Raw genomic sequence first — 14,274 nt, 5'->3', positions numbered from 1 at the left:
CTTAAAAATGCATGGATGGGGCCCAAAAATACCAGGCTGGACAAGAACCTTTGGAGGGTGCGCCCCCGTTGCCCCCGTAGAAAAAAATACATCATTTCCTTTGACAAAAAAATGAGAGAAGACGGATCTCTCCCCCTTTTTCTGGGGCATCGGGGGCGCTCCTCCCATGCCATGAGTCGCAAGGGCTTTTTACCGAGCAGCGTTTGGAACGCCCCGGTGAAAGGGCGGCGGCATTACATCTATTCAGGTCCTTCGTATCCAAGTAAACAGTGATAACTTCCCAAAGAGAGCGAATAATGGATGACCATATTAAAAAACCGGCTAAGAGGATCGAAATCGTTACATTGCGCATGGTACGCGAAAAAACATCGTTACTCTACCCTGATCGAGTGATTCGAGTACCCAAGGACGCTGCCGATTTGTTTCGACAGTTCATTGGTGATTACGACAGGGAACCCTTTTGCATTCTTTGCCTGAACACAAAGAATGAACCCACAGCGCTGTACTAAGTATCTTAGGGGTCGCTGAACGCTTCCTTGGTTCATCCTCGCGAGACGTTCAAGCTGGCAATTCTGGCAAATTCGGCAGCGATCATTGCCTGTCACAATCACCCTTCTGGTCGACCTGAACCAAGCCAGGAAGATGTGAATTGACGGAGCGCCTGAGAGACGGCGGAGACTTGCTCGGCATTGATTTCCTGGATCACATCATTCTTGGTGAAGGAAATTTCATCAGCATGAAGGGAAAGAGAATGATGTGAAGTGTTCCCATCAGAGATTCGCGTTACAGATGATTGCAATGGATCAAAACGATTAGGTCCCGGCTTACATTAAAAAGGAGTATAAACCATGACTATGCAATTTACGACAAGAGAAGCAAATCACTTAATATCGCCTGAACTTCAATTTCAGCTTTTCCACCTGATTGATTCACAAATTAAACTCGGATTGGTCATGGACCACTGGCAGTTTTTTCAGCTTCATCGGATAAATGCTAATCGAATTCAGGTGATTCACAGCCAATGTCACCCTGAAAGGCGTGAGGAGCATATCTTTGTAGGGTTCAATCTACCAGTTAACGAATTGGAGGTCTGGATTATAAATTATGGTGATCTTGGCTCTGCGCTCATGATCGCCGATGACTACAATCAAATTCCAGCTGAAGAACTACATCATCAATTCTATATGCCGTTGTAAACCAATCACTACAAGGGGGAACTACTATGGAGAGTTTGACTAGAAATACTGATATCTCACTTTTTATAGACATCTTGGCCGACATGATCTACCGCTACCTTCAAACTAGCGAAACTGCCAATGAAGCGGACAAGCTCGTTCCTCAGTCACAACCAGACGCCGCCTAGGGGGGATACAAATGATTGATAAACAGGTTATTGCTTTATATATTCGCGTATCAACGGAAGAACAAGTACAAGGGTTTAGTCTGGAAGCACAGAAAGCCGCACTCTATGATTACTGCCAAATAAGGAAGTTGGACATTTACAAGCTCTATGTCGATGCTGGACGTTCAGGCAAGTCCATTTCCGGCAGACCATCCCTAACTGAAATGCTGGAGGATGCCCGCAAAGGGCACTTCCAGCAGGTCATCTGTCTCCGCTTAAATCGGCTCTCACGAAACTTAAATGACTTATTACACATCACTGAGTTATTTGAACAATATGGTATTACCCTTCACAGCCTGACGGAAAATCTTCAAACCGATTCTCCTATGGGGAAATTTTCGCTTCAGATGCTCGGCTCCATTGCCGAGCATGAACGCCAGCAGAGCGCACAGAATACCTCTCTGGGTATGCAGCGCCGTAACCGGCTCGGCAAATGGAATAGCGGCAATCAGGTGCTTGGGTATCGCTGTATTCCAAATCCTGTAAACCGTCATCTTTCCTATGTTGAGAATATTCCTGACGAGGCAGAGCTAGTTCGTACCATTTTCACATGGTATGCCAGCGGTCTCGGTCTAAAAGCAATCACAAATCACCTAAACAAAAATGGACAGCGAACCAAGAAAGGGAAAATGTTTCAAAGCGTATCGGTGCGAGGCATCCTAACGAATGTTAATTATATCGGTAAGATATCCTACACCGATAAGGTTATCCCGGAACACAAGAAAATCGTGGACGGTGAGCATGAACCGATTGTTTCAAAAGAGTTGTGGGACAAGGTACAGCAGCAGTTGGCTCTCCGCTCCCGCCCACCTTCAAAGCGTATTAATCATACGTTTCTGCTCACTGGTTTGCTGAAATGTCCAGCCTGTGGGAGCAGCATGATTGCATCCCATGTCTCACGCAAGCGGAAAAACAAGGCTCGAACCATCTCTTACTACTATATATGCAGTCTATACGCTTCTAAAGGATATTCAGCTTGTCAGCCTTATCATATTCGGGCAGATCAAGCCGAGAATAGGGTACGGAAGCATGTACAGCGATTCTTTGCTAATCCTGTCATTGCTGAACAGTTGGTGATGAAGCTCAATGATAGAAGAGACAAGAAACTTCAGCCCTTTCGACAACAATTGAAAGAAAATGAAACACAGATAGCTTCATTAAAGAAGCGGAATCTACGCTGTTACGAACTTTTCGAGGATGGTCACATAAATAGCAAGGAGTTAAAGATCAAGCTCGGAAGACTTCAATCAGAGATGGCTTCATTGGAGCAGGAGCGACAAAAACTGGAGCAAAAGATAGCTGAGGAACCAGCGCAGCCTATTCCACTCGAACACATTCGCCGCGTGCTTGCTGACTTTAAGCCAGTCCTGCAACATGCAGCACCTACGCAACAAAAGGCATTGTTCAGAAGTATGCTTGCTAAAGTAACCCTTCCGGCTGACAGGGACATTACCCGAATGACCATTCAAGGATCGACAGCATTGCTCAATCTGGAGATACCAACAAATTAAGAAAGGAGAAGGTTAGAAATGAATCAAGAATCATCAAGAAAAGTCGCCATCTACGCACGCGTCAGTACAGAGGAGCAGGCCGAACACGGCTATTCCATTGATGCTCAGCTCGACACCTTGAGAAAATACTGCGAGTTATATGGAGGGGAAATTATCGGTGAGTATGTGGATCGAGGCGTCAGTGGCAAAAGCATGAAAGGACGCTATGAGCTTCAACGGCTTTTGAAAGATGCCGAGGAATCGAAGTTTAACGAGGTCATCGTGTGGAAATTCAACCGTATGGCCCGGAAGAATATCGACTTACTTCATATCGTAGACTTGCTGGAGAAAAACAACATCGCATTTCGTTCCTTCTCTGAAAATTTTGACACCAGCACACCTATGGGACGCTTCGCATTGCAAATGATGGGTGCCGTAGGCGAGCTGGAGCGGAATACCATCGTAGATAACGTGAAGATGGGCCATCGTCAGCGAGCCAAGATGGGATTTCATAATGGAAAGGTGCCACTCGGCTACAAAATCGTTGAAGGTAAGGGGAACTCAAGGGAAAACAAATCCGAAGTTGTCATTGTAGAAGAGGATGCCATTATAGTTCGCTACATTTTTGAGCGGTACGCCGCTGGACATGGACTCAAAACCATTGCCAATGACTTGAATCATCGAGGGTACAACACCCAAAACGGAAACCCTTTTTCCACTACCGCTATTCGTGATTTGCTGGATAACCCGATGTTCGTAGGCAAAATTCGTTATAATCGTTACGAGAACTGGGCAGAGAGGCGGCGTAAGGGGAAAAGCTCGGAGGCAATTCTAGCTGACGGTCATCATCCACCGATTATTAGCAAGGAATTGTGGGACAAGGTTCAGTTACTACGAAAGAAGAAAGGGGCGCTGCCGAAGAAGCGCTTCGAGGGGGAATACCTGCTGACTGGACTGATTCGTTGTCCTGAGTGTGGCGCAGCAATGACCGCCAGCCGCACTGTCAATCGGTCAAAGGATGACGAGAAGATCACTCGGATGTACTACTCGTGCGGACGATTTCGAAGCCAGGGAAGCGCCGTGTGCCACGCCAACAGCGTCCGAAAGGTAGAAGCAGAACAAGCGGTAACTGATCGCATCAGACAAGCCGTGGTAAATCCAGAGATTTTGCAAAGGGTTGTCCGCAGTGTGAACGAAAAGCGTTCCGGTCGCATCAAGCCGCTCCGGGACGAGTTAACAGCAGTACAGACACGCATCACTAATTTAGAGGATAAAAAACGTAAGTACCTCGAATTGTATGAAATAAACGATATTGACCGCGATATGTTTTCTGAGCGCCTGAGTGTATTAAACATGGAGCTGGATACCGAGCTAACCCGCAGATCAAAACTGGAATTAGAGCTTCGGGATGATCAGGCTGATCCCGTATCCTACGAACTTGTGCGTTCCCTGATGACGAAGTTCGATGCCCTGCTACGTCATTCTCCGTTTCAGCAACGCAAAACCCTGCTGCACTTAATCGTAAAGAAGATTACGCTGGATGACAAAAAGCGTATTGGCAACGTTGAACTCGCCTTCAATAAGGATACCGAAAAACATTTTTTTAGCGTGGCCCCTTCTGCTGACAATATGGCGGAAGGGGTTTTTCCTGTGTCTGGAAAAGTCCCAAAACTTAATAACAAGCTAATTCTCATCATCTAACATATTTGACGTTACAAATGACTATGACTTATATGATCAACTCATCTAATCACGTATGGGTAAGAAAGATTGGGCTGTTTCAGAAAAGGCTAACCGCATACAGATAAGCTAATCCAATGTATAAAAAGCCTATGATTAGGGAGTCACTTATCCTAGTTTTAATTAGGTATAAGAAAAAGAGACTCCTTGCGGAATCCCTCTCATCGAAGTTTAAATTGATCAGATTATCACTTAAGATATACGTGTAATCGGAATGCTAGACCGAATGCGTGCTCAAGCTCTCTTGATAATGCATCTGTATAAATTTCAATAGCCGTATTTTGTTCCTTAAAATAATTGTGACAAATTTCGAGAAACTTATTAAATCGAACATAATAACTAAACCCAGCTTTTTCTGCTTCTTTAAATGCGTTATCAAAGAGTACATTTGCTACAAAGATATTACTTCTAAATGTTCGCATCTGTACGATATCCTTGATTTTATTTTGTCCTTCGACTGTTTTAAACTTACCATTGGGATAGGAAACTGCTTTATCAATAATATTTCCAATCAATTCAGATGTAATAAAGTTCCTAAGATTAGCAGGAAACGTAACAGAGAATGACTGACAGTTAGTGAAATAACTCTCATCGATATTTGAAGTCCAACCATTTCCTTTGGGAAGATAATTATAACCAAGTGCATTATAACCCCTACCATGCGGTGTCTTTCCTAAGTTATCTTTAATATTAATCAAAGCCGGTTGTTGTACTCTTTTAGCACTTTGTGGATTATTCCATGCTTCAATTATTAGTTCACGTATTTTCATCCTATTAATCTCAAAAGGTAACCCACTTTCAAGTGTACTATTAAGAGAAAAATCAACTTTCTCACTTGATGACACCAAGGCGTCTGAAAGTACAGTTAAGATTAATTGAAGTGCCTTTTTAGGGCCATATGCCTCATGTATCTCATGAGTAATCTTCATTGTGCTTGGTGGTTTTAAGTAACAAGGTATTGTCACTAGTAGACTATTACCACGTTTCTGTTGGGCTAATTGAAACTCTTGGTGTATGCTACCTACACGTTCATTTATTTCAGCTTTTATTTCATCAAAGGAAATCTCTGACGTGCGTTGGAAATCATCCAGCTCAAACAAATCAATTAACTGATTAGATTCCTTAGATCGATCATCTATTAGCAAATCAACCTTGTTGTTAAGTATAATTATTGGCGTTTGCTTACTGTAATTTCCCAGCCCTGCTTTAATATCCTCACGCAACTTTGAATGGTTATTGTCACCAAATACAGGACACACTAACATTAATGCATCATAAGACCGATCATATAGTAATTCCTGTAAATAATCGAACTCCTTCTTTTGGTCTGCGCTTTCATGATACATTCCTCTTGTGTCCCTACTACCCAAAGAGAGAGAGCCGTCCATTCCTTGAAAAACCATTTCCATCTTCCGGTTACTTCTAATTAGACGCTTAGTCCCTTCATTCATTGGAGCGTAGATTACAACATCAGAGCATAACACTTCAATAGATAGTTTTTTCCCGCTACTCAAGTCGTTATTTGAGAACATTGCCTCAATGAAATCAATACTCTCCTCAGTTTGTTTTAAGTCAATAATGTAATAATAATAGTCATCATTAGAAATTTCATTTTCAGAAAAATATCCAAAAAAATGCTGTTTCAGAAGGGAATTAATAAATCCGTGCGTAGCCCTAAGCTTTTCGACTAACAATGTCTCGAAGTCAATAGCGATCTGTAGCCGTTGATTAATCGCCTCGTCCAATTTACGCGAAGTCGGTTTCGCCTCAATTTCCCTAAGCGAATTTTTTGCCTCATAGTAAATAGTTTGTGTTTTTTGATTAAGAAAGGGGAGTGAATATGCTGTAATTTGCATTGCAATCTCGCTGCGCTGGCCTTCACTTAATAATCTAGGTTGGGCTTCTGTATTTCTCGTACTGTTCAAGGCTTCAATAAATCCACCAACGAGTTCCTTTTCCATTTGCTCTGATTTCTCAATATGATTATCCTTGTAGTAAGTCTTTACGACTTTAGTCAGTACTTTCAAATACATTTCTATTAACTGAGCCCATGTATAAATTTCGTCACTTAACTTAGCAGCTACAACAATTTGATCAATAAGCCTATCTGTATATACCTTGGTTTGATCTCCTAAACTGGCGCTTCCCTCACCAGAGGATAAAGAAAGCACCTTGAATGCTTCTTGAGTTGTAAATAGTAGATCTCCATAAGTCTTACCCGATCCAGTTGATCCAACTTTTTCAATTGTTCGCACATCTGGGCTTAAAAAAAGCAGTCCGTTTTCAGACATTAGATTTAAATTTTTCACTCGTAAATCACCTCATTTTGTATTAACAACATGAAAAGTCCGCACCCCTACCTAAGTAGAAAAATGCGGACAATACACCCAGCAACCAAAATAAGGTCGATAGTAGACTGTTTCCGATCGTTTCTAGTCAGCGTAGGTTGTTCTGTCCCGTCAAGGACATACAGTTAACCACTTACCATATTGTTACTTTTATTCTAAACTGTTTCTCATCAACCAGTCAACCTAATATTTAGAATATAATTCAGATTCGATCTAACCCCTGATACACCGCCCAATATCGAGCAGGAAATGCTGAATAACTACATTTTAATTGACTACTTTACAGATAGTTCAGATGTGCACAGTTAAATTACTGCAGCCAAATTTCGCCCTACTTATGGTACGGTTCCCCCCGATTAATCTTCACCGCCCGATAAATCTGTTCCACCAGTACCAATCGCATCAGCTGATGTGGCAAGGTCATTCTTCCGAAGCTCAGCTTCTGCTGGGCACGGCGGAGAACTTCGTCAGAGAGACCATGGCTGCCGCCAATGACGAAGACAACATGGCTTGTACCGTAGGTGCCGAGCTTGTCCAATTCCTCTGCGAGTTCTTCTGAACTCCACAATTTTCCGTCGATGGCGAGTACAATGACATGTGCTTCACTTTTCACGTGAGCAAGAATGCGCTCTCCCTCTCGCTCCTTGACCTGCCGAACCTCCGCCTCGCTCAGTGTGTCAGGAGCCTTTTCATCGGCTACTTCGATCATTTGGAACTTGATGTATGGCCCCAGTCGTTTAGCGTATTCCTGAATGCCCATGACCAAATACTTCTCTTTTAACTTGCCAACACCTATAAGTTGAATAAACAAATTCCATACCCCTATCTATATCGAATGATAATGTAAAATCGTATTTACGATTCCTAACTTAAAAACATACCTGTAACATAGTTATTTTAGCACCTGAAACGCCTCTTACCTATCTATTTCCTCGCCGTTACGAGCCTATCCCTTGTCCAGATCATAGCGGATCATACATTTACGCTCTTTACAATGAAATGCTATCAGTTCAGTATTCATCAAGACACTGCATTAGCATCTGTCGATATTCGCTGATTTGCTCCGCTGTCGCTGACTCCCGTAATGATTCAAACAATGCTGTACATTTCTTGAAATTACGATCGTTACCCGACTGATCAGCTAGTTGCATCGCCTGTAAAGTAAGTCCCACTGCATCCTGTAATCTATCGTACTTCCGATAGTACAAAGCCAAGTGATAGCAGTAGCTATAATAGTAAGATATGTTCTCTGCGTCTTCATAACTCTCGAATTTATCAATCTGCTCTGCAAACGTATGTAAGATATCTGCCACATCCAAATGATACATAAGCGCTGCCTGTAATATGGTATTGAGCGCCGGTAATATTTCCTCTAGATTATCCTGCAAAAAGGCTACATATTCCTCAATCAGCTCTATATTGCCAGACAAAATATTCACTGCATATAAATTAGTCTTAGCTAAAAACCTGAACTCCTCGACAACCTGATTGTCTTCTTCCTCTAAATCCTCCATCCACCCTAGCTCAGCATACTTATAGATGCACTCCCTTGCCTGTTCATATGCACCCTGGTGCTGGTGAGCCATTCCACACATCAGGTGACTGAGCCCAAAATAATATACCAACGGACGTTCTAAATTGACATGCGGGATGGATAATTTCATTGCTTTATGATACTGCCGTTCTTCGTAGATACGCTGGACACATTGGTACAAAATATCCGCCGTCTCCATTACCTTTTTCCAATTTTCAAAAGCCACAGCCATCTCCAACATTTCAACAATGATATCCGGTTTGAGAGTGATTCCAGGATAGAAGTTTCCAAGAGTAGCCTCTCCTTATATTTCCATTTACATCCAATTGTATAGAAAGTGAAAAAGGAGGTCAATATAAAAGGTACTTAAAAGTACAGTTTTGCGTGTTTTTATTTTGCATAAAATGGTCTGTAACCATATTCTCTCCTCTTCTAACCTTAAGTGGAGGTGATTACATGAGTTTACCAGAAAGTGTTGGAAATCGGATACGGGAGCTAAGAAAGGCTAAAGGATGGACACAGGAACAACTGGCAGAAGCCGCAGGACTTCATTACAGTTATATTGGTGGAGTAGAACGTGGGGATCGAAATATTTCATTGGAGACGTTGGAAAAAATAATTCTAGCGTTAAAAGTTCCGCCTTTTGAACTTTTCCAATTCGATGAAACTACGGATCGAAAACAAATTATAAATGAACTTATGTTACTCATAAATTCAAGAGAAACAACTGAACTCGAAATTCTGACTACTATAACTAAAAATATTGTTGGTTTAATTGAGCTTCAGCAAAAAAAGAACTGAACTATTCCCTTCTAATTTTTACACTTCCTCTTCTATAAGCTTGTTAAGGTGGTTAATATGACAAAATTACGGAATTCGGTTGGAGAAAGAATTAGAGCAATTCGGAAGGCTAAGGGATTAACACAGCAACAACTTGCAGAACTTTCAGGATTAGATGATGCATATATCGGATCGGTAGAGCGTGGCGAAGGGAACTTTTCGATTGATACTCTGGAGAAAGTGCTAACCGCCTTAAACGTGTCTATCAGTGAATTGATGTTTTCCAAGGAACATATGACTACAGACGAAATGATTAGGCAAGAGGCAATAGATGAGTTTGTTGCGCTCACCAGCAGATTGAATGAAGACCAAATCGGGATTCTTAGACGTGTTAGTAAAGAAGTTTCACGCGCGTTCGACTAAGTCATTCCACCCTAAAAAGCCTTGAATAAAACCAAAAAGAGCACCACACAGGTGCCCTCCAAACCTTTTATATAAAAACTCACGCATACAACATAAAAAAGCTCACTTCATGCCCCAGCTGCTTCAGATAATTGTAGATCTGCGAGCGGTGATGGAATACGTGGGTCACGGTCTCAATCTGCCATTGAACCTGTAAATGCCCATGCTCCATATAAAAGGCCTTCGTCGAACGATTCAGATAATCGTCCTCGCTGAGCGAAAGAATGTAAGCCTTATAAGCCTCAAAATTCTGCCTGAAGGTCGCAGCTAAACGCTCGGGATCTTCCATTCCAGACAGGCTATTTTCGATGCTTCCCACTTCTGCCTCGGACTTCTCCTGCATAATCGCAAGATCCGAAGCCGGAATAAGCACAAAATGATGCACTAACTCCAGCAACGAGCGGAAATTGTCCTGTGGGCGAAAGCTCCAATCCTCTGGGCGTATTTTACGAATCAAAGCTCCCCCCGTCCGTACTCCGGTCTCCAGCTCATTCAGCAAATGATCGCGAACTTGCAGCGTTCCACTCATATTCTCATCTCTCCTTTGCCATTCTTATTCATATTTTGAGTATAGCCGAGGGTTCCGAACGTGTATTGTAAAAATCGGACAACTTCCGTAAATCCTTAGCCGCGGTAAGCGGGGAATCTCCATAAAATCTGCGAAAATCGCGGATTAGATGCGCTTGGTCAAAAAAGTTATGCTTCAATGCCAACTCCATCGAATCGACAGAATCACCATTCTGAATACTGTGCAGAACGCTCTGGAAGCGGACGACTTCACTGAGCTTTTTGGGGCTGATCCCGATCCATTGCCCAAATTTGCGGTTGAGCTGTCTTTCACTGATTGCCTCACGCTCCGCGAGCTCCTTAACCCCCACACTTCCGCCGCTCACAAAGATGCGATGCAGCAGGTTTTTCATCAGGTCACAATCGCTTGTCCTACGACGCAGTAGAAGCTGGTTGAGATATTGATCCATTAGGCGCACCCGTTCATTAAAGTCTCGTGCCTCCAAAATGCGCTCACCTATGATCTCGACATTCTCGGGCCATATCTCTTCCAAGCGATAATTACCGCCTGTAAACAAGTGAGTCGGCATCCCATGAAAATAATGTGCTCCACCGGGGAAAAATCTTACTGCAAAAATACGTGTCTCGGACCCTGCTTGTCTGGTAGACACGAACGGATGCGTAAATGTCCCGCAATATGAGAGTTCCTGATGCTTACTCACCGGGTCGTATTCTAATAGAATATCCGTACAACCGTCAGGTAATACACGGTCCACTGCCTCTCTACCCGATACTCTCATATTCCCTTCAGGGACTTCTTTAGTAACCGGGCCAGACTCCCAATAACAGGCTACGTAGGCTCTCAGCGCAGCAGACGGTTTTTGCTCAATATAATATGTATAGGGGTCACTTCCATTGACTTGAAGCGGACGAAACAGTGAATGCAGCAAAGGGTCCATCCATCGTTCACTCCTGTCTCAGATGTGGTAGGAATAAATACAAAAAGGACGTTTCTCCCCGAAACGCCCGTGCTTGTTTTTTAGACGACCAAAAACTCTGCTTTCTTCTCACATTCCTTGCACTTCACTGGAGGGTCCCAATCCGAAAATTTCGTTTCTTTGAGATCGACGACATCCGGTGCATCCTCGTATTCATCGACGAACATATCAATTGCCAGTTCCACATGCTCTTTACATACCACGTACATTCCAGTTGCATCCCTTTCCGTTTGAAGCTCTTCCTGTTGTAGGTGTGTCAAAACCGCCTTCTTTTGTTCTACCACACTTGACGCGGAAAGGAAAGGGCTTGCCCACTATCCCTGACGTTTGGTCTTAAAAATGAGGAAATTACTGACGTTCAGGTCTTCACGGAAATGGGGATATTTCTCCAGCATACCAGCAGACGGCTTCGGTTCGATCATCCCTTCCAACAACAAACCCGCCTCCACAATGGTCTGTACATAGCTGCCCAGCGTACGGTGAAAATACAAAAGTTTTTCCTCCTGATCATAAGGAATCGCTTGCTCCAGGGGACCTTCGTTGAAATACTGATCCACTTTCCAATACAGCTTTTTCCCTGTCTCATCCTTCACCCATCCACTCTGCGGTGTCAGAAAGCACGGATGCAGAATAGAAAAAATAAAGTTGCCCCCTGGAACTAATAACCGCCGCATTTCGGCAATCGCCAGCTCATAATGAGCCAAATCCTGAATGACCATATTGGATACGATCAGATCAAAACTCTGGTCTTCGAACATCTCCAGCCTCTCTAGATTGCCGTGGTGATATGTAATTCCCATTGCTGACGGTGTCCGCTCTCTTGCAAGCTTCAGCATCTCTGTCGAGTAATCGACAGCTTCCACCAACGCGCCCTCCTGAACCATTTTCCGGCTCAGGTAACCTTCGCCACACCCGGCATCAAGCACTTTTTTACCTGCGATCAGTCCCATACACTCTTGCAAAGCAGGATTTAGCAGCACTTCACGAGACCGATCCCCTTCTTCGGTGTACTTGGCAGTAAAGTTTTCTGCATGCATGTTCCAGCGTCGAATGGCCTCTTCGGTGTTCCACTTATTCATATTCATCTCCTTCTTTCTTTTGGTATTTGAGGGGGCCATAGATTCTACACTCATTTCTGTATTTTTTCAATAATAACGCTTACAAAATTAAAATATCTAATTAGCACATGATTTTTACATGAATTATACAGGTATTCCATATTAAAATAATATGATAGTGTTTAATGGAAAGCGCTCTCAAAAATAACTTTGTAAAGGGGCCTGTTATGTTAAAACGAAGACCCATTTCATTGCTGTCGTTGACGCTTGCCATTACCTTATTGTTAACCTCGTTCGCATCCGTTGCTGCTGCTGAAACGGACGGACAAGCACAGCCAGCCGCTGCCACCGGCAATATGCAGTCATATGTGGAAGCCATGCAGCCCGGATGGAATTTAGGAAATTCGCTGGATGCTGTCGGGGCGGACGAGACCGCCTGGGGCAATCCGCGCATTACCCAAGCTTTGATTCAGCAAATTGCTGCCCAAGGGTACAAAAGTATTCGCATTCCCGTCACCTGGGATAAGCATATTGGAGCCGCACCAAACTATACGGTTGAGTCTGCCTACATGAACCGTGTGGAAGAGGTAGTTCGCTGGGCACTGGATGCCAATCTGTATGTCATGATTAATGTCCATCATGATTCATGGACGTGGGTAAGCAGTATGGAGCCCAAGCATGATGAAGTGTTAGCTCGCTATAACGCATTATGGACACAAATTGCCGACCGCTTTAAAAATCAGCCTCACAAGTTGATGTTCGAAAGTATTAACGAGCCCCGGTTTTCTGAAGGGGGAACAACGGATGAAGCGAAAATGAATCAGATGCTTCATGAGCTAAATGTATCCTTCCACAAAATCGTTCGTGCCTCCGGTGGTAAGAATGCCACTCGTCCTCTTGTTCTATCCGGTCTGGATGCTTCACCTGCCCAAGCCAAGATTAGCCAGCTTTACAACACAATTACTGGGCTGAACGATCCCAATCTGATTGCGACCGTTCACTATTATGGCTTTTGGCCTTTCAGTGTAAACATTGCCGGGAATACAACATTTGATAAAGTTGCCCAAGATGATATTATTCAAACATTTGATAATGTCTATAACACCTTTGTAGCCAAGGGAATTCCGGTTATTGTCGGTGAATATGGCCTGCTCGGCTTCGATAAGCATACAGGTGTTATTGAACAGGGCGAAAAGCTAAAATTTTTTGAGTTTGTGACCCATTACATGAAAGAGAAGAAAGTAACAGGTATGCTCTGGGATAACGGCCAGCACCTAAACCGGACAACGTACAAGTGGTCTGATCCTGAACTCTTTAATGTTATTAAGGCCAGCCTGAAAGGACGTTCCTCCAATGCAGCTAGTGATCTCATTCATTTGAAGAAAGGCTCTCCTGTTCAGGAAACCAAGGTCACTCTAAACCTGAATGGCAACCAGTTAAAATCACTCCATGCCAACAGCAAGCAACTGAAACAGGGGACCGACTACACGCTGAGTGAAGACACATTAACCTTCAAAGCCAGCTTGCTCACCAGCCTAATAACTTCCGGTAAATATGGTGAGAATGCCGTAATGACCGCCAAGTTTAATAAGGGGGCGGATTGGAATTTTAGAGTCGTTGTGTATGATACACCAAAATTAAGTGCTGTCGAAGGGACAACTCGAGCCTTTACCATTTCAACAGACTTCCGTGGTAGCCAGCTTGCGACGATGGAAGCCGTGTATACGAATGGTGGAAATGCCGGTCCACAGGATTGGACACCTTATAAAGAATTTGGCAATACTTTTGCCCCTGCCTATGATACCCATGGCATCAAGCTGCTGCCTGAATTCTTCAACAGTGTGAAAGATGGCGAAGTCACACTGAAGTTCCACTTCTGGAGCGGAGATGTGGTGACATACAAAATCACCAAGAGCGGAACCCGTGTGACAGGCGTGACGTCTTAATCTAAGGCA

Annotated in this window: 13 protein-coding genes and 2 pseudogenes; 8 read left to right on the top strand and 7 right to left on the bottom strand. The window is 43.5% G+C overall.

What is annotated here, in order from left to right:
• Nucleotides 1-296 precede the first annotated feature (296 nt).
• From ACXHJ2_RS24205 to ACXHJ2_RS24185, 5 genes and pseudogenes are all read left to right on the top strand, one after another.
• Nucleotides 297-760 (top strand): annotated as a pseudogene (locus ACXHJ2_RS24205) (JAB domain-containing protein).
• A gap of 88 nt (nt 761-848) precedes the next feature.
• Complete coding sequence (locus ACXHJ2_RS24200) at nt 849-1,196, top strand: DUF960 family protein (RefSeq protein ID WP_165082235.1); 348 nt, start codon at nt 849-851, stop codon at nt 1,194-1,196.
• A 26-nt stretch (nt 1,197-1,222) separates the two neighbouring features.
• Nucleotides 1,223-1,363, top strand: a complete 141-nt coding sequence (locus tag ACXHJ2_RS24195; RefSeq protein ID WP_165082237.1) for a hypothetical protein — start codon at nt 1,223-1,225, stop codon at nt 1,361-1,363.
• A gap of 11 nt (nt 1,364-1,374) precedes the next feature.
• Entirely contained in the window at nt 1,375-2,913 is a 1,539-nt protein-coding gene (locus tag ACXHJ2_RS24190) for a recombinase family protein (RefSeq protein ID WP_165082239.1), read from the top strand.
• Between the two features lie 18 nt (nt 2,914-2,931).
• Entirely contained in the window at nt 2,932-4,593 is a 1,662-nt protein-coding gene (locus ACXHJ2_RS24185; protein ID WP_165082241.1) for a recombinase family protein, read from the top strand.
• A gap of 227 nt (nt 4,594-4,820) precedes the next feature.
• Here the strand turns inward: ACXHJ2_RS24185 and ACXHJ2_RS24180 are convergent, their stop codons facing one another.
• The 3 genes and pseudogenes from ACXHJ2_RS24180 to ACXHJ2_RS24170 all read right to left on the bottom strand — a co-directional run bounded on the left by ACXHJ2_RS24180 (nt 4,821) and on the right by ACXHJ2_RS24170 (nt 8,805).
• Nucleotides 4,821-6,941 (bottom strand): hypothetical protein, encoded by a 2,121-nt coding sequence (locus tag ACXHJ2_RS24180; RefSeq protein WP_165082243.1) that lies wholly within the window; start codon nt 6,939-6,941, stop codon nt 4,821-4,823.
• Nucleotides 6,942-7,311: 370 nt separating this feature from the next.
• Nucleotides 7,312-7,791, bottom strand: a complete 480-nt coding sequence (rlmH, locus tag ACXHJ2_RS24175) for a 23S rRNA (pseudouridine(1915)-N(3))-methyltransferase RlmH (protein WP_013312768.1) — start codon at nt 7,789-7,791, stop codon at nt 7,312-7,314.
• A gap of 199 nt (nt 7,792-7,990) precedes the next feature.
• Nucleotides 7,991-8,805: pseudogene (locus tag ACXHJ2_RS24170) on the bottom strand (DNA-binding protein).
• Nucleotides 8,806-8,970: 165 nt separating this feature from the next.
• Here ACXHJ2_RS24170 and ACXHJ2_RS24165 point away from each other — a divergent pair.
• Together ACXHJ2_RS24165 and ACXHJ2_RS24160 are read left to right on the top strand one after the other, a co-directional pair.
• Nucleotides 8,971-9,315: a helix-turn-helix domain-containing protein gene (locus tag ACXHJ2_RS24165; RefSeq protein ID WP_013373875.1), complete on the top strand. Its 345-nt coding sequence runs from the start codon at nt 8,971-8,973 to the stop codon at nt 9,313-9,315.
• Between the two features lie 57 nt (nt 9,316-9,372).
• Nucleotides 9,373-9,717: a helix-turn-helix domain-containing protein gene (locus ACXHJ2_RS24160; RefSeq protein ID WP_165082247.1), complete on the top strand. Its 345-nt coding sequence runs from the start codon at nt 9,373-9,375 to the stop codon at nt 9,715-9,717.
• 79 nt (nt 9,718-9,796) lie between these two features.
• On the opposite strand, the gene ACXHJ2_RS24155 is transcribed toward ACXHJ2_RS24160, so the two are convergent.
• The 4 genes from ACXHJ2_RS24155 to ACXHJ2_RS24140 all read right to left on the bottom strand — a co-directional run bounded on the left by ACXHJ2_RS24155 (nt 9,797) and on the right by ACXHJ2_RS24140 (nt 12,340).
• Nucleotides 9,797-10,285 (bottom strand): DinB family protein, encoded by a 489-nt coding sequence (locus tag ACXHJ2_RS24155; RefSeq protein WP_165082249.1) that lies wholly within the window; start codon nt 10,283-10,285, stop codon nt 9,797-9,799.
• Nucleotides 10,286-10,313: 28 nt separating this feature from the next.
• Nucleotides 10,314-11,222, bottom strand: a complete 909-nt coding sequence (locus tag ACXHJ2_RS24150) for a helix-turn-helix domain-containing protein (protein ID WP_165082251.1) — start codon at nt 11,220-11,222, stop codon at nt 10,314-10,316.
• Between the two features lie 80 nt (nt 11,223-11,302).
• Nucleotides 11,303-11,470 (bottom strand): CxxH/CxxC protein, encoded by a 168-nt coding sequence (locus ACXHJ2_RS24145; RefSeq protein ID WP_013373879.1) that lies wholly within the window; start codon nt 11,468-11,470, stop codon nt 11,303-11,305.
• 105 nt (nt 11,471-11,575) lie between these two features.
• The gene (locus ACXHJ2_RS24140) at nt 11,576-12,340 is read right to left on the bottom strand and encodes a class I SAM-dependent methyltransferase (protein WP_165082253.1); all 765 of its coding nucleotides are present in this window, start codon (nt 12,338-12,340) and stop codon (nt 11,576-11,578) included.
• Between the two features lie 206 nt (nt 12,341-12,546).
• On the opposite strand from ACXHJ2_RS24140, the gene ACXHJ2_RS24135 reads away from it, so the two are divergent.
• Nucleotides 12,547-14,265 (top strand): cellulase family glycosylhydrolase, encoded by a 1,719-nt coding sequence (locus ACXHJ2_RS24135; protein WP_165082255.1) that lies wholly within the window; start codon nt 12,547-12,549, stop codon nt 14,263-14,265.
• Nucleotides 14,266-14,274 lie beyond the last annotated feature (9 nt).

This window comes from Paenibacillus sp. ALE3 (genome assembly GCF_054113405.1).
The sequence above is the reverse complement of the archived record's forward strand: the minus strand, read 5'-3'. Positions and strand labels throughout refer to the sequence as shown.